Origin of the sequence: Roseivivax isoporae LMG 25204, assembly GCF_000521865.1 — a bacterium.
Lineage (GTDB): Bacteria > Pseudomonadota > Alphaproteobacteria > Rhodobacterales > Rhodobacteraceae > Roseivivax > Roseivivax isoporae.
In genome coordinates, this window is record NZ_JAME01000007.1 from 111,158 (window position 1) to 133,047 (window position 21,890).

General features: G+C 70.5%; 19 protein-coding genes. 8 read left to right on the forward strand and 11 right to left on the reverse strand.

Features of this window, described 5'->3' with window-relative positions; translation table 11 throughout:
• Window positions 1–45 precede the first annotated feature (45 nt).
• From RISW2_RS06380 to RISW2_RS06400, 5 genes are all read left to right on the forward strand, one after another.
• Window positions 46–1,656, forward strand: a complete 1,611-nt coding sequence (locus RISW2_RS06380; protein WP_051491835.1) for a peptide ABC transporter substrate-binding protein — start codon at window positions 46–48, stop codon at window positions 1,654–1,656.
• Between the two features lie 99 nt (window positions 1,657–1,755).
• Complete coding sequence (gene oppB, locus RISW2_RS06385; RefSeq protein ID WP_043768168.1) at window positions 1,756–2,679, forward strand: oligopeptide ABC transporter permease OppB; 924 nt, start codon at window positions 1,756–1,758, stop codon at window positions 2,677–2,679.
• Between the two features lie 25 nt (window positions 2,680–2,704).
• Window positions 2,705–3,613 (forward strand): ABC transporter permease subunit, encoded by a 909-nt coding sequence (locus RISW2_RS06390; protein ID WP_043768258.1) that lies wholly within the window; start codon window positions 2,705–2,707, stop codon window positions 3,611–3,613.
• A gap of 2 nt (window positions 3,614–3,615) precedes the next feature.
• Window positions 3,616–4,584, forward strand: coding sequence for an oligopeptide/dipeptide ABC transporter ATP-binding protein (locus tag RISW2_RS06395; RefSeq protein WP_043768170.1), 969 nt, complete (start codon window positions 3,616–3,618; stop codon window positions 4,582–4,584).
• A complete protein-coding gene (locus tag RISW2_RS06400) occupies window positions 4,581–5,582 on the forward strand; it encodes an ABC transporter ATP-binding protein (protein WP_043768172.1) in 1,002 nt (333 codons plus the stop codon). The genes RISW2_RS06395 and RISW2_RS06400 overlap by 4 nt, the downstream gene beginning before the upstream one ends.
• A 10-nt stretch (window positions 5,583–5,592) precedes the next feature.
• Here RISW2_RS06400 and RISW2_RS06405 read toward each other — a convergent pair whose 3' ends face one another.
• The 8 genes from RISW2_RS06405 to RISW2_RS06440 all read right to left on the reverse strand — a co-directional run bounded on the left by RISW2_RS06405 (window position 5,593) and on the right by RISW2_RS06440 (window position 15,946).
• Entirely contained in the window at window positions 5,593–6,450 is an 858-nt protein-coding gene (locus RISW2_RS06405) for a CE1 family esterase (RefSeq protein ID WP_043768173.1), read from the reverse strand.
• A gap of 11 nt (window positions 6,451–6,461) precedes the next feature.
• The gene (locus RISW2_RS06410; protein ID WP_043768175.1) at window positions 6,462–6,911 is read right to left on the reverse strand and encodes a rhodanese-like domain-containing protein; all 450 of its coding nucleotides are present in this window, start codon (window positions 6,909–6,911) and stop codon (window positions 6,462–6,464) included.
• Between the two features lie 3 nt (window positions 6,912–6,914).
• On the reverse strand, window positions 6,915–8,798 hold the full coding sequence (gene mdoH / locus RISW2_RS06415; RefSeq protein ID WP_043768259.1) for a glucans biosynthesis glucosyltransferase MdoH: 1,884 nt from the start codon (window positions 8,796–8,798) through the stop codon (window positions 6,915–6,917).
• Complete coding sequence (locus tag RISW2_RS06420) at window positions 8,795–10,333, reverse strand: OpgD/OpgG family glucan biosynthesis protein (RefSeq protein WP_043768177.1); 1,539 nt, start codon at window positions 10,331–10,333, stop codon at window positions 8,795–8,797. The genes mdoH and RISW2_RS06420 overlap by 4 nt, the downstream gene beginning before the upstream one ends.
• A gap of 5 nt (window positions 10,334–10,338) precedes the next feature.
• Window positions 10,339–11,583: an OpgC family protein gene (locus tag RISW2_RS06425; protein ID WP_043768178.1), complete on the reverse strand. Its 1,245-nt coding sequence runs from the start codon at window positions 11,581–11,583 to the stop codon at window positions 10,339–10,341.
• 27 nt (window positions 11,584–11,610) lie between these two features.
• Window positions 11,611–12,903, reverse strand: a complete 1,293-nt coding sequence (locus RISW2_RS06430) for a tetratricopeptide repeat protein (protein ID WP_244437517.1) — start codon at window positions 12,901–12,903, stop codon at window positions 11,611–11,613.
• A 213-nt stretch (window positions 12,904–13,116) separates the two neighbouring features.
• Window positions 13,117–14,343: a CaiB/BaiF CoA transferase family protein gene (locus RISW2_RS06435; RefSeq protein WP_043768180.1), complete on the reverse strand. Its 1,227-nt coding sequence runs from the start codon at window positions 14,341–14,343 to the stop codon at window positions 13,117–13,119.
• The gene (locus RISW2_RS06440) at window positions 14,327–15,946 is read right to left on the reverse strand and encodes a thiamine pyrophosphate-binding protein (RefSeq protein ID WP_043768182.1); all 1,620 of its coding nucleotides are present in this window, start codon (window positions 15,944–15,946) and stop codon (window positions 14,327–14,329) included. The genes RISW2_RS06435 and RISW2_RS06440 overlap by 17 nt, the downstream gene beginning before the upstream one ends.
• A 148-nt stretch (window positions 15,947–16,094) precedes the next feature.
• Here RISW2_RS06440 and RISW2_RS06445 point away from each other — a divergent pair, with 148 nt between their 5' ends.
• The 3 genes from RISW2_RS06445 (at window position 16,095) to RISW2_RS06455 (ending at window position 19,071) form a co-directional block, all read left to right on the forward strand.
• The gene (locus RISW2_RS06445; RefSeq protein ID WP_043768184.1) at window positions 16,095–16,985 is read left to right on the forward strand and encodes a DMT family transporter; all 891 of its coding nucleotides are present in this window, start codon (window positions 16,095–16,097) and stop codon (window positions 16,983–16,985) included.
• A gap of 94 nt (window positions 16,986–17,079) precedes the next feature.
• Window positions 17,080–18,357, forward strand: a complete 1,278-nt coding sequence (eno, locus tag RISW2_RS06450; protein ID WP_043768186.1) for a phosphopyruvate hydratase — start codon at window positions 17,080–17,082, stop codon at window positions 18,355–18,357.
• Window positions 18,358–18,432: 75 nt separating this feature from the next.
• Complete coding sequence (locus RISW2_RS06455; protein ID WP_043768188.1) at window positions 18,433–19,071, forward strand: DedA family protein; 639 nt, start codon at window positions 18,433–18,435, stop codon at window positions 19,069–19,071.
• Window positions 19,072–19,084: 13 nt separating this feature from the next.
• Here the strand turns inward: RISW2_RS06455 and ccmE are convergent, their stop codons facing one another.
• The 3 genes from ccmE to argC form a co-directional block, all read right to left on the reverse strand.
• Window positions 19,085–19,540 carry a cytochrome c maturation protein CcmE gene (ccmE, locus tag RISW2_RS06460; protein WP_043768191.1) on the reverse strand — a complete coding sequence of 152 codons (456 nt, stop codon included), beginning with the start codon at window positions 19,538–19,540 and terminating at the stop codon, window positions 19,085–19,087.
• A gap of 100 nt (window positions 19,541–19,640) precedes the next feature.
• The gene (locus tag RISW2_RS06465) at window positions 19,641–20,750 is read right to left on the reverse strand and encodes an NAD(P)-dependent alcohol dehydrogenase (RefSeq protein ID WP_043768193.1); all 1,110 of its coding nucleotides are present in this window, start codon (window positions 20,748–20,750) and stop codon (window positions 19,641–19,643) included.
• A 110-nt stretch (window positions 20,751–20,860) separates the two neighbouring features.
• Window positions 20,861–21,889, reverse strand: a complete 1,029-nt coding sequence (gene argC, locus RISW2_RS06470) for an N-acetyl-gamma-glutamyl-phosphate reductase (protein WP_043768196.1) — start codon at window positions 21,887–21,889, stop codon at window positions 20,861–20,863.
• Window position 21,890: the final 1 nt, after the last annotated feature.

The following is a 21,890-nucleotide window of genomic DNA, read 5'->3' on the forward strand; positions in this document are numbered from 1 at the left end:
CCGGACGACAAGATCCAGGGATCCTTGAGGAGGTAGACCCCCGTGCTGAACCGACGCATCGCCGCATCCGTCCTGGCGCTGGCCGTGGCCGCGCCCGCACTTGCCGACAACCCCGTGCCAGAAGGCGTGACGCTTTCCGAGGACCAGCACTACACGTTCTGGTTGCTCGACGCGATCAAGTCGATGGATCCGCAGGTCAACACCGACGTCGAGGGCTCGGACATCCTGCGTCAGCTCTTCGAGGGGCTCTACAACGAGGACGGCGAGGGCAACATCGTGCCCGGCGTCGCGCTGGAGCACGCGGTGTCCGAGGACCAGAAGACCTACACCTTCACGCTGCGCGACGACGCGCGCTGGTCGAACGGCGACCCGGTGACGGCGGACGATTTCGTCTACGCCTGGCGCCGCCTCGCCGATCCCGCGACCGCGTCGGAATACGCCTGGTACATGGAGCTCATGCAGGTCGAGAACGCGCCCGAGGTCATCGCGGGCGACATGCCGCCCGAGGAGCTCGGCGTGCGCGCGGTCGACGACCACACGCTCGAGGTCACCATCGGCACGCCGCTGCCCTACTTCCCGCAGATGCTGGTGCATGCCTCGACCTTCCCGGTCCATGCCGCCACGATCGAGGAGCATGGCGACGCCTGGACCCGTCCCGAGAACATGGTGGGCAACGGCGCCTACAAGCTTGACGAGCACATCCTCGGCGAGCGGGTCGAGATGTCGCCCTCGGAGACCTACTGGGACGCCGAGAACGTCGTCCTCGACCGGCTGACCGCGCTCACCATCAACGACGTGAACCTCGGCCTCACGCGTTACCTCGCGGGCGAGCTCGACCGCGTCGACGTCCCCGCCGGCCAGTATCCCCGTCTCGCGGAGGAATATCCCGACCAGGCGACGTCGACGCCCTATTCCTGCAGCTACATCTACATGCTGAACGTGGGCGACCAGGGCCCCGAGGCCCTCGACGACGTGCGCGTGCGCAAGGCCATGTCCTACGGCATCGACCGCGACATCATCGTCGAGCGCATCCTGCAGGGTGGCCAGCGGCCGTCCTACAACTGGACCCACTGGGCAACCGCCGGCTTCGAGGTGCCCGAGATCGACTACGCGGGATGGGACCAGTCCCGCCGCATGGAAGAGGCCCGCACGCTGATGGAAGAGGCCGGCTACGGCCCCGACAACCCGGTCGCGCTGACGCTGAACTACAACACCTCCGAAGATCACAAGAAGATCGCCATCGCGGTCAGCCAGATGCTGAAGCCGCTCGGTTTCGACATCACGCTGAACAACATGGAATGGAAGGTGCACACCGACCGGATGCAGGCGCAGGACTTCGAGATGGCGCGCTATGCCTGGTGCGGCGACTACAACGAGGCGTCGACCTATCTCGACCTCTTCACCTCGTATTCCGGGCACAACAACGGCGAGTTCTTCAACGAGGACTACGACCGCATCATGAAGGAGTCGAAGACCGCAGAGGATCCGCAGCCCCTCTACCAGGAGGCCGAGGAGATCCTCGCGGCCGAGATGCCGGTGATCCCGATCTACCATTACGCGCAGGTCGACATGGTGGCCGAGGACATCCGCGGCCTGCCGACCCAGAACGTGATGCAGACCTGGTACGCCAAGGACATGTACCGCGTCGCCGAGTGATCCGTCCCGGACGGGGGCGCTCGGCCCCCGTCCGCGCCGCATCGCGCTCTGCCCCACGCGCGGCCGCGTCTCCTTGGCCGCCCTGCCCGGGACCCGTCCATGCTGAGCTACACCCTGAAGCGTCTCGCCATCGCGATCCCGACGCTCCTGATCCTGATCGTCGTGTCCTTCGTGCTGATGCACGCCGCCCCCGGCGGGCCCTTCACCTCGGAACGCGAGCTGCCGCCCGAGGTTCTGGCGAACCTCAACGCCAAGTACGGCCTCGACCAGCCGCTCTGGCGGCAGATCGTGACCTATGTCTGGGGGATCGTGACCCAGTTCGATTTCGGCCCCTCCTTCGTCTACAAGGACCGCACGGTGAACGAGATCATCGCGCAGGGCTTCCCGGTGACGCTGACCTACGGGATCCTGTCGTTCGTCGTCGCCGTGGTGGTGGGCGTGACGCTGGGCGTGGTCGCCGCGATCCGGCAGAACACGGTCGCCGACTACTTCGCCGTGGGCGTCTCGATCGGGGCGCAGGTGCTGCCGAACTTCGTCATGGCGCCGATCCTCGTCCTCGTCTTCACGCTCTGGCTCGGCTGGCTGCCGGGCGGCGGCTGGCAGGGCGGCCAGTGGCAATACGTCATCATGCCGGTGATCGCGCTCTCGACCTCGTTCATGGCCTCGATCGCGCGCATCACCCGCTCGTCCATGCTCGAGACGCTGACGATGAACCACATCCGCACCGCGCGCGCCAAGGGCCTGCCCGAGCGCCGCGTGATCCTGCGCCACGCGCTCAAGCCCGCCATGCTGCCGGTGATCTCGTATCTCGGCCCCGCCTTCGTCGGCATGATCACCGGCTCGGTCGTGGTGGACGTCTATTTCTCGACCGGCGGCATCGGGAAGGCCTTCGTCGACAGCGCGCTCAACCGCGACTACGCGGTGATGATGGGGGTCACGATCCTCATGGGCGCGCTCACCATCCTCTTCAACCTCGTGGTCGACATCCTCTACGGCTGGATCGACCCGAAGATCCGGTACTGATCCCATGGTGGTGAACCAGCAGAAGATGCGCGCCCTCTCCGACCGACTGGCCGAGGACGCGGACAGCCCCGGCCGCTCGCTCTGGGCCGACGCGCGCCGCCGCTTCCTCGCCAACCGCGCGGCGATGACGGGCCTCGCCATGCTCGTCCTCGTCACGCTCTTCGCCCTCTTCGGCGGCACCCTCGCCCAGTGGTCGAACGAGGAGCTCGATTACACCGTGATGGGCATGGTCGCCGAGGAAGGCGGCCCGCGGCTCGACAACGGCCACTATTTCGGCACCGACGAACTCGGCCGCGACCTCTACGCGCGCACCGTGCAGGGCACGCAGGTCAGCCTGCTCGTGGGCGTGGTCGGCGCGCTCGTCGCGGTCAGCGTCGGCACTCTCTACGGCGCGGTGGCGGGCTATGCGGGCGGACGGGTCGACAACGCGATGATGCGCGCCGTCGACGTGCTCATGTCCATTCCCTACATGTTCGTGCTGATCCTGATCCTCGTGATGTACGGCCGCTCGATGACCGCGCTCTTCGTGGGCCTCGGGCTCATCTCTTGGCTCGAGATGAGCCGGATCGTCCGCGGCCAGACGCTGAGCCTCAAGAACCGCGAGTTCATCGAGGCCGCCCGCGCCACCGGTGTGCCCGCGGCCACGATCATCCGCCGCCACATCCTGCCGAACCTCGCCGGCGTCATCGCGGTCTACGCGACGCTGCTCGTGCCGCTGATGATCCTGACGGAAAGCTTCATCTCGTTCCTCGGGCTCGGCGTGCAGGAACCTTTGACCTCGCTCGGAGCGCTCATCTCCGAGGGCGCGGGCACGATCGCCTATGGCACGATCTGGCAGCTCGGCTTCCCGCTCCTGTTCTTCGTGCTGACGCTCTTCGGCTTCTTCTTCGTGGGCGACGGCCTGCGCGACGCGCTCGACCCAAAGGACCGCTGACCATGCCCCTTCTCGAGATCGACGACCTTTCCGTCACCTTCGACACCGCGGACGGTCCCGTGCACGCCGTGAACGGCCTCTCGCTGACGCTCGATCGCGGCGACACGCTCGGCATTGTCGGGGAAAGCGGCTCGGGCAAGTCGCAGACCGCCTTCGCGGTGCTCGGGCTGCTCGCGCGGAACGGCCGCGCCACGGGGTCGGTGCGCTTCGACGGGCAGGAGATCCTGAACGCGCCGCCGCGCGTCCTGAACCGCATCCGGGCCGAGCGCATCGCGATCATCTTCCAGGACCCGATGACCTCGCTCAATCCCTACATGAAGATCGCCGACCAGATGACCGAGGTTCTGGAACTGCACCAGGGTCTCGCGCGCCGCGACGCGCTGGCCGAGGCGGTGCGCATGCTCGACGCGGTGCGCATCCCGGGCGCCAGGGACCGTGTCCGGCTTTACCCGCACGAGTTCTCGGGGGGCATGCGCCAGCGGGTGATGATCGCCATGGCGCTGCTCTGCCGGCCGGACCTGCTCATCGCCGACGAGCCGACCACCGCGCTCGACGTGACGGTGCAGGCGCAGATCATGCAGCTTCTGTCCGACCTGCAGGCCGAGTTCGGCATGGCGACCATGCTCATCACCCACGACCTCGGGGTCGTCGCTGGCTTCTGCGAGAAGGTCACCGTGATGTATGGCGGCCGGATCATGGAGCGTAGCGCCGCGGGCCCCCTGTTCGCCCGCCCGACCCATCCCTATACGAGCGGGCTGCTGGCCGCCGTGCCGCGCGTCGACCGCGGCACCTCGGCCATGCGCGCGATCCCCGGCAACCCGCCCAACATGGCCCGCCTGCCGGAGGGCTGCCCGTTCCGCCCGCGCTGCCCGCATGCGGGCGAGGATTGCGCCGTCATGCCACCGCTCGTGCCGGCGGCGGACGGGCGCGACCGCGCCTGCCACCGCCCCGCAGAGGAGATCGCCGCATGACCACGCCCCTCCTCTCCGCCCGCGACATCCATGTCCGCTTCGAGCTGTCGCGGCCGGGCGACATGCCGTGGACGCGCAAGCCCGTCCTGCATGCGGTCAACGGCGTCAGCTTCGACCTGATGCCGGGCCAGACGCTGGGCATCGTGGGGGAATCGGGCTGCGGCAAGTCCACGCTCGCCCGTGCGCTGATCCGCATGGTGCCGGCGACGGGCCAGGCGATCTGGCAGGGCGGCGACGACCTGATGGCGCTGTCGAACGCGCGGATGAAACGCTACCGCTCCGAGATCCAGATGATCTTCCAGGACCCGCTGGCATCGCTCAACCCGCGCATGACGCTCGGCCGGATCATCGCCGAGCCGCTTCTCACCCACCGGCCCGACCTGTCGCGGGCGGAGGTGCAGGCTCGGGTCCGCGCGATGATGGACCGGGTCGGGCTTCTGCCGCAGATGATCAACCGCTACCCGCACGAGTTCTCGGGCGGCCAGTGCCAGCGCATCGGCATCGCCCGCGCGCTGATCGTGGAACCGAAACTGCTGATCTGCGACGAACCCGTCTCGGCGCTCGACGTCTCGATCCAGGCGCAGGTGGTGAACCTGCTCGAGGAACTGCAGCGCGATCTCGGCCTCGCCATCCTCTTCATCGCCCACGACCTGAGCGTGGTGAAGCACATCTCGGACGAGGTGATGGTGCTCTATCTCGGTCGGATGATGGAAAAGGCGCCGGCCGACCGGCTCTATGCCGAACCGCAGCATCCCTACACGCAGGCGCTCCTGTCGGCGGTGCCGGTGCCCGACCCGGTGGTGGAGCGCGGCAAGAAGATCGTCGCGCTCAAGGGCGACCTGCCGAGCCCGCTCGCCCCGCCCTCGGGCTGCGTGTTCCGCACCCGCTGCCCCCGCGCGGTCGAGGCCTGCGCGGCCGAGGTGCCGCATCCGGGCACCGGCGCGCACCGCTGCGCCTGCCTCTTCCCGGGCCCGCCGCGGCACTCCGAGGTCGCCTGACCGGGCGGCCTCACTCGCCGAGGCGCGCGCCCTCGAACCAGTCGAGCGTCATCTCCGCCCAGCCGGGCGGGATGCCGTGCCCGCCGTAGAACAGCGCGAAATCGAGGCTGCCGCCCTCGCAGGCGTCCCAGGCCCGCCGCCAGTAGGGTCCGGTCTCGGCGAAGTGGCGCGGCTGCAGCCGGCAGCCATTCGTGCGGCGCCAGATCTCCATCGCCTGCCACACGTCGCCCTGCGCCACCGCGCCCATGTCCTCGAGGCTGTCGCCGCGCAAAAGCCGCCCCTCGAGCGGCACGGTGCCGTCCGTCCAGCCATGGGTGTGCAGGAGCCGCACAGGCCCCGCGCAGCGCGCCGGATGCGGACGCCAGAAGCTGCCCGACACCGGCGCGTAGGCGGCGAAGGCTTCGGGCGTGGCGCACGCGAGGTAGGTGGCCATCGATCCGCCGATGGAGAAGCCCGCAAGCAGCATGCGCCCGGTGTCGAGGCCGAAGCGCCGGCCGGCATCGTCGCGCACCGCCGCAAGGAAGGCGACCTCGTCCCGCGGCCCGCGCCGTTCCGGCTGGAAGCCCCAAGTGCGTCCGGGCCGGCCCTGCCGAGGCACGCCGTCGGGCGCGATCACCGCGTAGCCGCGGCCGAGCGCCGCCTCGACCATGCCGCGCATGCTGAGCGTGCCTTCACCCGACGCGCCCCAGCCGTGCACGAAGACGAGCGCGGGCGCGTCCTCGCCGCCGCCCGCGGGCAGCTCCACGTGGTAGGTACCGGTCTCGATCTCGCAGGGCGCCGGATCGTCGCCGCAGCCCGCCTGTGCCGTCCCGCCCAGCGCCCCCGCCAGCAGCAACGCCGCCGCCCCGGCCCATCGCGTCATGCCCATGCCTGTCCTCCTCAGCCCGGAACCGTCGTGACCGGCAGCCCCCGGGCGATCCATCCCGGCCCCGCGCCCGACCCCAGCATGCCCTCGGACACGTCCGCGACCGCGGGGATTCCCGCCGCGTGCAGCCGTCCCGCCATGCGCCGAGACCGCACGCCCCGCGCGCAGATCAGCGCGACCGGCCTCTCGGGAGCCGTGCGCGTCGCCTCTTCCAGCGCCGCGAGGAAATCGTCCCGCCGCATGTCGAGCGGGATCGCGTCCTCGGCCACGCCCGTCACCGCCCATTCGTCGGGCCTGCGGATGTCCACGAGCCAGATCGACCCGTTCCGGACCCGTTCCAGCGCCGCGTCCGCAGACAGCGCGACCACGCCATCGGGCAGGCCCGGTTCCGGCCAGAGCAGCGCGCCCGCGACGGCCAGCGCCGCGACGCCGCCCGCCAGAACGGTGCGCCGCCCCAGACCCATCCGCTATTCCGCCGCGATGGCCGCGGCCTCGGGCGTCTCGAGGGCCTTGGCGATCCGCGCGCGTTCGACCCGCGCGCAGCGCTCGACCCGCGGCGCGCGCAGCGACAGCGGCGTGTCGAGCCGGAACGGCCCCGGTGCTCCGGACACCTTGACCCCGGATAGCCGCGACAGGACCACGGCGCCCGCAAGGCTCGCCGCGACCGGCGTCAGCCATGCCGACAGGAGCCCCGCGAACATGCCGGCCAGCAGCACCGCGCCCAGCGCGGTCTCGAGCCAGTGGAAACGGACCAGGGTCATCCAGCCGTATTGCGCGGCGCCGCGCTGCTGCGGGGCCCAGGGGTTCGGCGCGCCCGCGAGCGCGCGGACCACCGCCACGGTCTGCTGCACCATCATGATCGGCGCGTAGAGGATGGCGAGCGCGATCTCGACCGCCGTTGTCGCGGCGAACCGCCCGGCCCCGCCATAGAGCGCCACCACGCCGCGCGACTGCGCCAGCAGCGCCGCCGCGACGATCTTGGGCAGCAGAAGCATGACGTAGATGAAGACGAGGAACCACACGCCGTCGATCCGGCTCATCTGCGGCCAGACCGGGTAGAGCGGGTTGGCCGGGTTGAAGTAGCTGACCGGCCCCTGCGCCATGGGCAGGAAGGCCGACCACACCACGAGAAGCGCGAACCACGCCGGCGACAAGAGGTACGCGACCGCGCCCTGCAGCAGGTGGAACCGCGTGATCGGGTGAAAGCCGCGCGCGGCGAGGATCCGCAGGTGCTGCAGGTTCCCCTGGCACCAGCGGCGGTCGCGCAGCACGTAGTCGACGAGCGTCGCCGGCGTCTCCTCGAACGACCCGCCCGGGCGCGCGAGGAACCGCACCGCCCAGCCCGCGCGCCGCAGCATCCCCGCCTCGACGAAATCGTGGCTCAGGATCAGCTCCGGCCGTCCGCCGCGGCCGCGCAGGTAGGGCAGCCGCGCGCTGTCGGCGAAGGCACGGGTGCGGATGATGGCGTTGTGGCCCCAATAATTGCCCTCGTTGCGCGACCAGAGCGCCAGCCCCTCGGCCAGAAGCCAACCGTAGACCGAGGTCGCGAACTGTTGCATCCGCCCGAACAGCGTCTCGGCCGAGATCAGCGCCGGGAAGGACTGGATGAGGCCCGCATCGGGGTCGCGGGCAAGCGCGTCCGCGAGCTGGCGGATCGCCGCGCCGGTCATCAGGCTGTCCGCGTCGAGGACGATCATCGCCTCCCAGTCGGCGCCCCAGCCCATGATCCAGTCGTTGATGTTGCCGATCTTCTTGTCGGTGTTGCGCGCGCGGCGGCGATAGTGCACCGGCACGTCGCCGTCGTCCTGCAGCAGCCGCACCGCGCGCAGCTCCGCCGCCGCGATGCTCGGATCCTGGGTGTCGCTCAGCACGAAGAAGGCGAAGCTGTCCTTGCGCGGCCCGCGCGCGAGTTCCGCGCGCATGGCGGCCACGTTGCCCAGCACCGCGGTCGGGTCCTCGTTGTAGATCGGCACCAGCAGCGCCACCCGCTGCGGCCCGCCCCGCGCGCGCGTCTCGCGCCCGCGGCCGAGCCAGAGCCGCACGATCGCCAGCACCACCGCCGAGACCGACAGCGACACCCAGATGAAGGTCATGCCGATCAGCAGCACGACGATGCCTTCCTGCAGGGTGAACCCGCCGGCATCGAACCAGCGGATCACGCCCGCGATCAGCGACAGCGTGATGAGAAGCGCGGGCCCGAAGGCGCCCACGCGCCACAGGAGGTCGCTCACCCGCCAGCGCGGCAGGGCGCCGCGCGCGGGTGCGCAGGCGTCGAAGCGCTGCTCGCGCATGTCGAGCGGCGCGCGCGGCGGCATCAGGTCGTCCGGTGCGGGACGGGCGGTCGGCATCATGCGGTCCATCTGTAGACCCAGGCCTCGCTCAGGGGCTTGTCCTCGAGCCGCAGTTGCGCGCGGAGCTCGACGAGGCCCGCATCGCGCGGGTGCAGGGTGAAGGCCAGCCGGGCGCCGCCGGTGGCCGGGTTGCGCTGGAGGATCGCGGGGCTGAGGTCGCCCGCGTTGGCGCGCACCAGCGTCTCGACGCGGCTGAGGTCCTCGGGCAGGTCCTCGCCCGCCTCGAAGTCGATGGCGAAGCGCAGCCCGCCGTCGCGCGCCGCCCCGGCCCGGGTGTTCAGCACGCGCAGGACGCCCGCGGGCGGCGGCTCCACCCCCCAGGTCATGTCGTAGGAAAAGGCCAGCGATCCGCCCGCCGGCACCGGCTCCTCCGGACGCCAGTAGGCCACGATGTTGTCGTAGACCTCGTCGTCGGTCGGGATCTCGACGAGCGTCACTGCCCCCTGCCCCCAGCCGTCTCGCGGCGCGATCCAGAGACCCGGCCGGCGGTGGTAGAGCGCCTGCAGGTCGCCGAAATCCTCGAACTCGCGCGCCCGCTGCAAGAGCCCGAACCCCTGCGGGTCGCGGTCCTGGAAGGCGCTGATCTGCAGCGCCTTGGGATTCGCGAGCGGCCGCCACAGCGTCTCGCCCCAGCCCGTGCGCATCAAGAGCCCGTCGCTGTCGTGGATGGCCGAGCGGAAATCCGAGAACCGGTCGCGGTTCGTCTCGTCGAACTGGAACATCGAGGTCAGCGCGCCGAGCCCCACGTGGTCGAGCTCCTCCCGGGCGAAAATCTCGGCCTCGACACCCATCTGCAGCGTCTCGCCCGGTGTCAGCACGAAGCGGTAGGCGCCGGTGCAGCGCGGCGAATCGAGCAGCGCGTGCAGGATGAGGTCGGAGGTGCCCGGCGCCGGCCGCTCGATCCAGAAATGCCGGAACTCGGGGAATTCCTCACCCTCGGGTTCGGCCACGTCGACGGCGAGCCCCCGCGCCGACAGCCCGTAGATCTGCCCGGCACCGATGCCGCGGAAATAGCTCGCGCCCTGGAAGACCGCGAACTCGGTGAAGATGCCGCGCTGTTCCAGCTCCGCCCGGAGCCGGATGCCGGAATAGCCGAGCGTGTCGTCCACCGGCACGTCGGGAAACTTGTCGGTCGTGTCGAATACGCCGAGATCGAACAGCAGCGGCCGCGTCTGCCCGGCCTCGACCACCTCGATGCGCACCGGGCGCGGGTAGTAGAGGCCCGGCGCGAACACGTCGACGCGGAAGGGCTCGACCCCGCTGTCGTTCCAGAGCGCGTTGCGCGGGTCGAACCAGATCTTGCGGTATTGGTCGTAGCTGAGCTCGGTCCATTCCGTCGGGATGGTCGGCAGGGGCGTGTAGGCCTCGCCCGCCATCCGCTCGGCCATGGCGCGCACGTCCGACGGGTGGAACGGGCGCGCCTCGCCCAGCTGCAGACCGGGCTCGCCGGCCACGCCTTCGGCCCGCGCCGCGCGCGGTGCCGCAACTGCCGCAGCAAGGGCCGCAAGGCCCCCCAGAACGTCTCGTCTCAACATGGAAATCACCCCTTGGTCCGGCGCCATGGCTGTGACTTGAACCAGCCCGCGCCGTAGGCCACCGCGGCGAGCACACAGAACCCCGCGAGGTTAACGACGAGCATCGTCAGATGGTTCCGCCCCGCGATGTCGAGCGCGAGCCCGAGGATCCGCGCGAGGTACATCGACGCGATGAACACCGCGAGCGATTGCTGCCCCACCTTCATGATGACCGCGAGAAGCGCCTCCCAGGCGCGGGCGATCGCGCCGTCCCCCTCGGGCGGGCGCAGCCGGTGCCCGCCCTCGCCCGCCGCCATCCACGCGAGATAGGCGAGCGCCAGGAAGTGCACGTAGCGCAGGATGCCGAAATCGGTCTTCTCGCGAAATTCGCGGATGTCGGCGTAGAACGCCATCGACCACTCCGCCGAGGCCGGCCAGACGACCTTCATGACCTCGAGCACGCGGGGCGAGGACACGGGCGTCGTCAGCACGACGAAGGCCAGCGCCACCCAGACGAGCCAGCGCGCCCGCGGCGGCGCCGGCAGCCAGCGCGCCATGAAGGCGAAGCCGGTGAAGAAGACGAGCTGCCAGCCGAACGGGTTGAAGAACCATTCGCGGTCCGACCAGGGCTCTGCCGACAGCGCCAGGAGGTCGACCTGCGCCGCCACCCAGATCCCCACCACCGCCGCCAGCGCGGCCCAGGGGCTCAGCCGGTAGAGCGCCACCATCACCGGCATCATCGCGAGGATGACGAGGTACATGGGCAGGATGTCGAAGTAGTTCGGCACGTAGGTCAGCGTCATCAGGCCGACGAGGTTCGCCGCGGTGTCCTCGAAGAACGGCACGAGGTTCAGCTCGCCCACGTAGATGCGCTCGAACGCCCCGGTCGCGTCCAGCGCCGCGACGGTGGCGGCAACGGCGAAGAACAGCCCGATATGCGCCCAGTAGACCTGCCAGCAGCGGAAGGCGACGCGCGCCGTGCCCATCCACAGGCCGCGGCGGGCGAAGACCGCGCCGAACGCGATCGCCGACGCCATGCCCGAGCAGAACACGAAGATCTCGGTCGCGTCGGAAAATCCGAACCGCGCCGGAATCCACGCGGTCAGCCAGTTGCCCGGCGTGTGCGAGACAAGGATGATGAACATGGCGATGCCGCGGAAGAAATCCAGGCGCGGATCGCGCATACGGGCTTCTGTCGCGGCACGCGCCGCAAGCTGTGACGGGCTCTCGGCCCGGAGTGGCGCAGTCAAGGCAGTCTCGGCCAGGCTCATGTGATTCGAGATTGTCTCATGATGCCTTTACTGTGCCGCGTAAAGGGCAGCGTCGCGTCGCGCCTCCGCAATGCGCGCCATTCGGCTCTCGGCGAAGGAATCCGCCCGCCCCGCACGCAATTGCGTGCGCTCCGCGAGGATCGCGGCGACCGCGTCGAGCTGCCCCGCGCGCAGGCCCGCATCGACCGTGATGCGCTCGAACACGTCGCGCTGCGCGTGGCTGCCGCCCATGGTGGGCATGTGCGCCCGCGCCGCCGACAGCCGCGCGAAGGCCCGCGCATAGAGCCCCTCGCCGAAATCGCAAAGCCCCTCGGCCGCGGCGCGTCCGGGATGCGCGGCGATGCGGCCGAGCTCGGTCGCGCCGCTGCCCGAGGCCGCGATGCGGCGGGCGAGCCGCGCGGCCGCCCCGGGGCGGCGGTCGCCCGCCAGCGCCAGCATGTAGTGCAGGTCGGCGAAGACGAGGCAGCCGTCCGACAGCCGCGCCTCGGCCAAGTCCGCAAGCTCCGCCCAGCGGTCGCCCACGTCCACCTCCTCGAGCTCGAGCCGCACGAGCAGAGAGGTCGCGTTCGAGATGTCGCGGTAATCGTCCGTCTTTTCGGCGCGGATCTTGGCGTCGTAGAGCGCCAGCACGACCTCGTGCTCGCCGCGGTCGAGATGCAGCAGCGCCTTGTGCCACCAGACGTGGAAGCGGAAGTTGTTGCAATGGTCCCAGGCCGCGCGGTTCTCCTCGATCAGCGCGATGCCGGCCTCCGGCCGGTGGGTCATGTCGTGCACGTGGGCGACCGCGTGCAGCCCCCACGCGTCGTCGCCCGCGCGCAGAAGACCCTCGCGACCCGCCCGCTCCGCCGCCTCGTAGGCGCCGGTCTCCTCGAGCGCGAAGGCATGGCAGCCCAGCGCGTAGCCCGACAGCGGGTGGTCGGCGCCGTGCGCCGGCAGCGCGCGTTCGACCGACCGCCGCATGCCGCCCGCGTCCCCGATCATGAAGCGCACGCCGTGGCTCGCCTTCATGGTCAGCGTGTCGCCCGGATCGCGCGCGAGGATGCCCTCGAGATGGAAGATCGCGCCGCCGGGGCTGCCCGAAAGCCACGCGCCCAGCGCATCGGCCCACGCCCGCGCGCGCAGGCCCGCCGCGCCGCCGGGCAGGCGCCCCAGTGCCGCCGCGTGGGCCGTCCGCGCCGTCTCGGTCATCTCGCGCCGGCCGAGCATCATGCAGAACATGCCGCGCGCCGCATGCGCCATCGCGCAATCGGGCGCGCGGTCCAGCACCCGCCCGAGATGCTCGGGGGTCGTCGCGCCGTGCGCGAGGAAGGCCCGCACCATGGCGTTCCACGCCGCGAGCGCCTCGGGGTCGTCAAGATCGACGGGCGAACGGCAGATGTCGAAAGTCGTCAAGGGCGTCGTCCCGCTGGTCCTGTTCGAGCGCGCGGCGTCGGAGGAGCGCCGCCCCGCACGGTCACAGGATAGCGTGCGACCGTAACGCGCAGGTCTCACATGCGTGGCAACCTGCGCATTTGTGATCGCCGCGGGCGCCTGTCAGGACCGCCCGGATGGCGTGGTCCTGAGCGCCCTCAGCCGGTCGAGGATGCCCGAACCGTCCTGTCCCACCCGTGGCGGCGGGCGTCGCACGGTCACCGGCGTTGCCGAGAATTTCAGAGGATTTCCAAGCAGCTGCACCTCTCCTCGCAAGGTGTCCGGATGCGGGACGGAGATCACCGCGCCCCGCGCGCGGGCCTGCTCAGACCCGAGCGCCTCGGCCACGGTGTGGATCGGGCCCGCCGGCACCTTCACCTCCGCGAGCCGCCCAAGGATGTCGCAGCGCGGCATCGCCGCCATCAGCTCTGTAACAATTTCCGTCAAAGCCACCCGGTTCTCGAGCCGCAGGGGATTGGTCATGAACCGCGGATCCTGTCCGAGCTCGGGCCGTCCCATGGCCGCGGCGAAGCGGCGGAACTGCCCGTCATTGCCCACGGCGAGGATCACGTGCCCGTCCGCGCAAGGGTAGACGTCGTAGGGTGCGATGTTGGGGTGCGCGTTGCCGCGCCGCTCGGGATCGCGGCCCGAGGCGAGGTAGTTGGTCCCCTCGTTGATGAGCCAGGCCATCTGCGCGTCCACGAGCGAGAGGTCGATGTGCTGGCCCTCGCCGGTCGAGTCGCGGTGCCGGAGCGCGGCGAGGATGCCCACGCAGGCATACATCCCGCACATCACGTCGGCGATGCCCACGCCCACCTTGTGCGGCGCACCGTTCGCGGGGCCCGTCAGCGACATGATCCCGCCATAGCCCTGCGCCATCAGGTCGTAACCCGGCAACTCCCGGTTGGGCCCGGTCTGGCCGAAGCCCGAGATCGAGCAGTAGACGAGCCGCGGATGTGCCGCCCGCAGCGTCTCGTGGTCGAGCCCGTATTTCACGAGCCCTCCCGGCTTGAAGTTCTCGATCACCACGTCTGCCTCGGCGGCGATCGCGCGCACCAGCGCCGCGCCCTCCTCCGTGGCGAGGTCGGCCGCGACCGACAGCTTGTTGCGATTGGCCGCCATGAAATAGGCCGAGAGGTCGCTCTGCCCGTCATGGGTCTCGGCATAGGGCGGCCCCCAGGCGCGGGTGTCGTCCCCGCCGGATCCCGGGTTCTCGATCTTCACCACCGTGGCGCCCAAGTCGCCCAGGAGCTGCGTCGCCGTCGGCCCCGCGAGGATGCGCGACAGGTCGCACACCACCAGTCCGTCGAGCGCGCCCCGCGCGCCGCCCGTCTCAGATCCGTCCGTCATAGGCCCTCCGGTCAATTTCCGCGGCGATCACGGTGAACGTCTCGGCCTCGAGCGCCGCCTCGAGCGCCGCGCGCAGCGCCTCGCGGGAGGTCACGACGTGCCCCGCGCCGCCCATGGCGCGGCCGAGCGCGGCAAAGTCCGTGCGCCCGAAATCGACGCCCGCATTGCGCATCTGCCGCTGCCGCTGCTTCAGCTCGATGAGCGCGAGCGAGCGGTCGACGAACACGACGAAGATGGTGCGCAGGCCCAGATCCGCCGCCGTCGCCAGCTCTCCCGCGACCATCAGGAAGCCCGCATCGCCCGAGAACGACACGCAGGGCCGGTCGGGTTCGGCCAGCTGCGCCCCCATGGCGAGCGGCACCGCGCATCCCATGGTGCAGAGGCCCGATGACTGGACCAGCGCCCGCGGGTAGGAACAGCGCCACATCTGCGACAGCAGGATCCGGTGCGCGCCGCTGTCGGCGCTGGCGCGCGTCTCGGGCGGCAGCACCTGCCGGCACGTCTCGATGACGGCGGCCGGGCCCCACGCCTCCTCCGGCGCGAAGGCCGCGTCGAGCGCCGCGCGCGTCTCGGCCACGCGCCCGCCCCAGCCGGCCGCGGGCGTCGCCCCCTCGGTCAGCGCGGCGAGGCTCGGGCCGATGGCGCCGACGACGTTCACGCTGCCCTGGTGCATGTAGTGCAGGTTCGGCTCGGCCGTGACGTCGACCACGGGGACCGCGTCCGGGTCCCACGGGTCCTGCCAGCCGGTGCGCATCTCGATCGGATCGTAGCCCGCCAGGAGGATCGCGTCCGCCGCGCGCACCAGCGGCAGCAGGATCGCGTCGGCCCGTGGCGACAGCCCCGCACCCCCGAGCGCCAGCGGATGGTCCTCGGGCAGGAGCCCCTTGGCCTTGTAGGTGGTCACGACCGGCGCCCCCAGCGCCTCGGCCGCGGCGCGCAAGGCCTCGGCCGCTCCGCCGTTCACAGCGTCGACGCCCGCCACGATCAGCGGCCGCTCGGCCCCCGCAAGCGCCGCCCGCGCCGCATCGAGCCCGGGCCCCCGCGCCGGCGCCACGGGCAGGGCCGGACGGCGCCGCAGGTCGGGCCGCGCCTCGGCCGGGGCATCGGCGACCGAGATCGGCACGTCGATATGCACCGGGCCCGGCCGGCCGTCCGTGGCGATCGCCAGCGCCTTGTCGATGGTGACCTCGGCCGCGCCCGCCGCCAGCGTGAAGCTCGCCTTCGCCACCGCGGCAAAGACCCGCCCCTGGTCCAGCACCTGGTGGGTGTAGCGCGCCGCGGTTTCGGGATCGACGCAGCCCGTGAGCACGATCATCGGCACCCGGTCCTGCCGCGCGTTTTCCACCGCGTTGATCGCGTTGAGCGCGCCCGGCCCCACCGTCGCCACCAGCACGGCAGGCGCGCCGGTCGCGTGGTGCATGCCCTCGGCCATGAACCCGCCGGAGTTCTCGTGCCGCACGAGCACGAAGCCGATGCCCGCCGCCTCGAGCGCGTCGACGAGCGTCAGCACCTCGCCCCCGGGCATCCCGAAGGCGCGGCGCACCCCCGCATCGTAGAGACGGCGCGCCAGCACGTCGGCGCTGCGCAGGACAGGTTCGGTCATCGCGGGATCTCGCTCTCCGGCAGGGGTCGGCCGCGAGCCAAGCGCGCGCCGCGCAAATTTGCAAGCCGGCTGCCCCCATTTCCCCCGCGCCCGCCAGCGTATAGGACGCGGGGGACACGGGGACTGCCGCCGCGAGAGGACGATCACGATGGACAACCTGCGCGGCATCGCCCTCATGGTCCTCGCCATGGCCGGCTTCGCCATCGAGGACGCCTTCATCAAGGGCGCGGCCGCAACCCTGCCCACCGGGCAGATCCTCCTGACCATCGGCGTCGTGGGCGGCGGCATCTTCGCGCTCGTGGCCAAGAGCCGCGGCGTGCGCCTGATCTCGCCCGTCCTGCTGACGCCCGCCCTGCTCTGCCGGACGGCGGCCGAGATGGTGGCAACGATCAGCTTCGTGACCGCGATCACGCTCATCCCGCTCGCCATGGCCTCGGCCATCATCCAGGCGGTGCCGCTGGCACTCGCCGCCGGCGCCTCGCTCATCTTCGGCGAGGTGGTGGGCTGGCGGCGCTGGTCGGCGATCCTGTCGGGCCTCGTCGGCGTGATCGTGATCCTGCGGCCGGGCCTCGAAGGCTTCGACGTGAACGCGCTCTGGGCAGTGCTGGCGGTGTTCGGCCTCGCCGCGCGCGACCTCGCGGTGCGGGCGGTGCCTGCGACCGTGGGCCATCTCCAGCTCGCGACCTACGGCCTTCTGACCTGCGTGCTCTCGGGCCTCGTGCTCATCCCCTTCACCGGCCTGCCGGTCCGGCCCGACCCCTACGCGGCGGCGATGCTCGCCGGAGCGAGCATCATGGGCGTCTTCGCCTACTACGCCATCACGGCGGCGGCCCGCACCGGCGCCGTCGCGGTGGTCACGCCCTTCCGCTACACGCGCATCCTCTTCGCCATCGTCGTGGGCCTCGTCGCCTTTTCCGAGGTTCCGGACGCGGCGACCCTCGCCGGCGCCGGGCTGGTGGTCGCCTCGGGCGTCTACACGCTCCTGCGCGAACGCAGCCTGGCCCGCGCCGCCGCGCGCCGCGACGCCGGCGCCGCATGACCCGTTCGCCGTTAACGCTAACAGCTGCGTTTACGAACCCCGTCCCCTGCGCTAGTCAGGGTGCGGAGCCACCGATCCGAGGGACCAGACCCAAATGAGCATGATCATCGACATCCACGCGCGCGAGATCCTCGATTCCCGCGGCAACCCGACCGTCGAGGTCGACGTGACGCTGGAGGACGGCACGATGGGCCGCGCGGCGGTGCCTTCGGGCGCCTCGACCGGCGCTTACGAGGCGGTCGAGCGCCGCGACGGCGACGCCGCCCGCTACAAGGGCAAGGGCGTGCTCGAGGCGGTCGCGGCCGTGAACGGCGAGATCGCCGAGGCGGTCGTCGGCATGGAGGCCACCGAACAGGTCGCCATCGACATGTCGATGATCGAGCTCGACGGCACCGACAACAAGGGCCGGCTCGGTGCCAACGCCATCCTCGGCGTGTCGCTCGCGGTCGCCAAGGCCGCCGCCAACTTCACCGCGCAGCCGCTCTTCCGCTACGTGGGCGGCACCTCGGCGCGCGTGCTGCCGGTGCCGATGATGAACATCATCAACGGCGGCGAACATGCCGACAACCCGATCGACATCCAGGAATTCATGATCATGCCGGTCTCGGCGCCGTCGATCCGCGACGCCGTCCGCATTGGCTCCGAGGTGTTCCACACCCTCAAGAAGGAGTTGTCCACTGCGGGCATGACCACCGGTCTCGGCGACGAGGGCGGCTTCGCGCCGGAACTGGGCTCTACCCGCGAGGCGCTCGATTTCATCCTGAAATCCATCGAGAAGGCCGGCTACACGCCCGGCGAGCACATCTGCCTCGCCCTCGACTGCGCCGCCACCGAGTACTTCAAGGACGGCAAGTACGAGATGACCGGCGAGGGCCGCTCCCTCACCCGCGAGGAGAACGTCACCTTCCTGTCGAAGCTCGTCGCGGACTACCCGATCATCTCGATCGAGGACGGCATGTCCGAGGACGACTGGGAGGGCTGGAAGGCGCTGACCGACGAGCTTGGCGGCCGCTGCCAGCTCGTGGGCGACGACCTCTTCGTGACCAACCCCACCCGCCTCGCCATGGGGATCGAGAAGGGCTGCGCCAATTCCATGCTCGTGAAGGTCAACCAGATCGGCACGCTGACCGAGACGCTGCGCGCCGTCGAGATGGCCCACCGCGCGCGCATGACCAACGTCATGTCCCACCGCTCGGGCGAGACCGAGGACGCCACCATCGCCGATCTCGCCGTCGCCACCAATTGCGGGCAGATCAAGACCGGCAGCCTCGCGCGCTCGGACCGGCTCGCCAAGTACAACCAGCTCATCCGCATCGAGGAAATGCTGGGCGAGACGGCGGAATACGCCGGCATCTCGATCCTGCGCGGCTGACGCGCGCACGGGTCCCGCAACTTCCCGGCGCGTTCGCGCGTTGGGGCCGAACACCTCACGGGACCCGACCGCCGCATGCCAAACTGGATCCTCGACTTCATGCAGCAGGGCGGCGCCGTCGCGGTGGCCGCCCTGATGTTCCTCGAGAACCTCTTCCCCCCGATCCCGTCCGAGGTGGTGATGCCGCTCGCCGGCTACATCGCCGAGCGCGACGGCACGAGCCTCGTGCTGATGATCGCGGGCGGCAGCATCGGGTCGCTCGCCGGCGCGTTCTTCTGGTACTGGGTCGGCCGCAGGATCGGCGTCGACCGGCTCAAGGACTTCTCGCGCGCCTATGGCCGCTGGCTGACGCTCACGCCGGGCGACATCGACGCCGCGGACCGCTGGTTCGACCGCTACGGCGGGCTCGCGGTGTTCTTCGGCCGCCTGATCCCGGGCGTGCGCACCTTCATCTCGGTGCCCGCCGGCATCTCGGGGATGGGTCTCGGCAAGTTCCTGGTCTTTTCCGCCGCGGGAACGGTCCTCTGGACCGCGTTCCTCGCGCTCGCGGGCTGGTATCTCGGCCAGAACTACGCCGCGGTCGAGGGCTGGCTCGGCCCGGTCTCGAACGTCATCATCGTGGGGCTCGTCGCGGGCTACCTCTACCGCGTCGCGACCTTCCGGCGGACCGTGCGCAAGCAGGACCGCAAGCGCGAGCGGCGCGAGCGCGGCTAGGCCGTCCGCGCCGTCAGCTGCCCGGCTCGGCCTCCTTGTAGACGCCCTGCTCCTTCAGCGCGTCCACGACCTCCTTCGGCATGTAGGTCTCGTCGTGCTTGGCGAGGATCTCCGTCGCCTCGAACGTGCCGTCCACGAAGCGGCCGGTCCCGACCATGCCCTGGTTCTCCTCGAAAAGGTCGGGCAGCACGCCGCGGTAGACCACCGGCACGCTTGCGCCGCCATCGGTCACGCGGAACGAGATCGCCTCGCCCTGCCCGCGCACCACGCTGCCCTCCTCGACCAATCCGCCGATGCGGAAGACCTCTGTCGCCATGGGCGGCTCCGCCATGACCTGGCTCGGGGAGCGGAAGAAGTTGATGCCGTCGCGCATGGCGTAGCCGATGAGCGCGGTCGACAGCACCAGCGCCACGGCGGCGAGCGCCACGACCTGGACGCGCCGCTTCTTCTTCAATGTGCCAAGCGCCATCCGCGATCCCCTCCGTCCGTTCAGTCGGGAATATACGGGATCGCGGGCAGTCGCAAAAGGACCCGGCGCCGCGGCGCCGGGTCACAGCATCGTCAGGCGGTCACTCCGCGGCCAGCGCGTGGTCGCGCACCGGGTCGGCGATCGGCGTCGCGCCGGTATCCGCAAGCGTGCTCATGTCGATCACGTGGCGGAAATGCCCCGCGCCGCCCTTCTCGAGCGTCGCCAGCACGTCGTTGATGTCGCGTGCCCCCACGGTCTCGATCGCGGGCTCGATGCCGTGCGCGGCGCAGAGGTCGAGCACCTCCTGCGTCTCGGCGATCCCGCCGATCAGCGAACCCGACAGCGTGATCCGGTTGAACACGAGCGGTCCGGGCGAGAACGCCTCGAGCTCGATCATGTTGCCCACGATGCAGAGATTGCCGTCGTGGCGCATCAGCGAGATGTAGGGGGCCACGTCGAAGGCGACCGGGATCGTGTTGATCATCATGTCGACGCTGCCCGCCAGCTCGGCCATCGCGTCGGGATCCTGCGACGACACCACGCGGTCCGCGCCGAAGCCGCGGATCTCCTCGGCCTTGTCGAGGCTGCGCGTCAGCGCGATCACCTCGGCGCCCAGCGCCTTGCCGATCTTGATCGCCATGTGGCCGAGCCCGCCGACACCGGCCACCGCCAGCCGCTGGCCCGTCTTCAGGCCGAAATGCTTCATCGGGTTGTAGACCGTGATGCCCGCGCAGAGGATCGGCGCCGCCGCCTCCGACCGCAGGCCCTCGGGGATGCGCAGCACGAATTCCTCGCGCACCACGATGCGGCTCGTGTAGCCGCCATAGGTGTTGATGCCCGACGGGATCTTGGTGCCGTTGTAGGTCATGGTGCAGCTGTGCGGACCGCTGCAATACTGCTCGTCGCCCGCGCGGCATTCCGGGCAGTCCTGGCAGCTGTCGACCATGCAGCCGACGCCCACACGGTCGCCCTCGGCGAACTTGGTGACGTCGCGGCCGGCCTTGCGCACCACGCCCACGATCTCGTGGCCCGGCACGCAGGGAAAGATCGTGTTGCCCCAGTCGTCGCGCACCTGGTGCAGGTCGGAATGGCACATGCCGCAATGGGTGATCTCGATCTCGACCTCGCCCGCGCGCGGCTCCGCGCGGTCGAAGGTGACGGGGACGAGATCGCGGTCGGCGGCGGTGGTTCCGTATCCGGTGACTTTCATGTCTGCCCTTTCGTTTCGGAATCTGCGTTCGGTTTCCGGAACGATGCACGGAACCGCCCGGTTCCGCGCTGCAGCATGGCTCACGCCGATCTCAACGCCTTGTGACGGCGTCAGGGGAAACAGGGCGCCAGCATCAGGCCCGCGGTCTCCTCGACACCGAGCATCAGGTTGGCGTTCTGCACCGCCTGGCCCGACGATCCCTTGGTCAGGTTGTCCAGCGCCGCGATCACGATGGTCCGCCCGCTCACCCGGTCGCCCGACACGCCGACATGGCAGAAGTTCGAGCCGCGCACGTGGTGCGTGGACGGCATCTCGCCCATGGGCAGGACCTGCAGGAACGGTTCGGCCGCATAGGCCTCGGACAAGGCCGCATGCACCGCGGCCGGGTCGCCCGAGACGTAGACCGTGGCGAGGATGCCGCGGTTCATGGGCAGGAGGTGCGGCGTGAACTGCACCCGCACCTCGCGGCCCGCAAGCTTCGAGAATTCCTGGTCGAACTCGCCGAGATGCCGGTGCGTGCCGCCCACCCCGTAGGCGTTCGTGCCCTCGCTCAGCTCCGCGTGCAGGAGGTTCTCCTTCAGCGACCGGCCCGCGCCCGACACGCCGCACTTGAGGTCGAGGATGATGTCGTCGAGCCCGATCACCCCGCCCGCGATCAGCGGGCGCAGCGCGAACTGCCCGGTCGCCGCGTTGCAGCCGGTTCCGGCGACCAGACGCGCCGCGCGGATCTCCTCGCGGTAGAACTCGGTCAGGCCGTAGACCGCTTCCTGCTGCATCTCGGCCGCCGCGTGCGGGTTGCCGTACCAGCGCTCGTAGGCACCGGTGTCCGTCAGACGGAAATCCGCCGACAGGTCCACGATCTTCAGCCCGCGCGGCAGCTTCGAGATGACCTCCTGGCTCGTCTTGTGCGGCAGCGCGCAGAAGCACAGGTCGATCCCGTCGAAGTCGATCTCCTCCCAGGTCACGAGCGGCGGCAGGTCCATGTGGCGCAGGTGCGGAAAGACCTGCGCCATCTGCTGGCCGACCTTGGAATTCGCGGCCAGCGCCGCGACCTCCATCTCGGGATGGGTGGCGATCAGCCGCAGAAGTTCGGCGCCGGTATAGCCGGACGCGCCGATGATGGCGATCCTGTGGGTCATG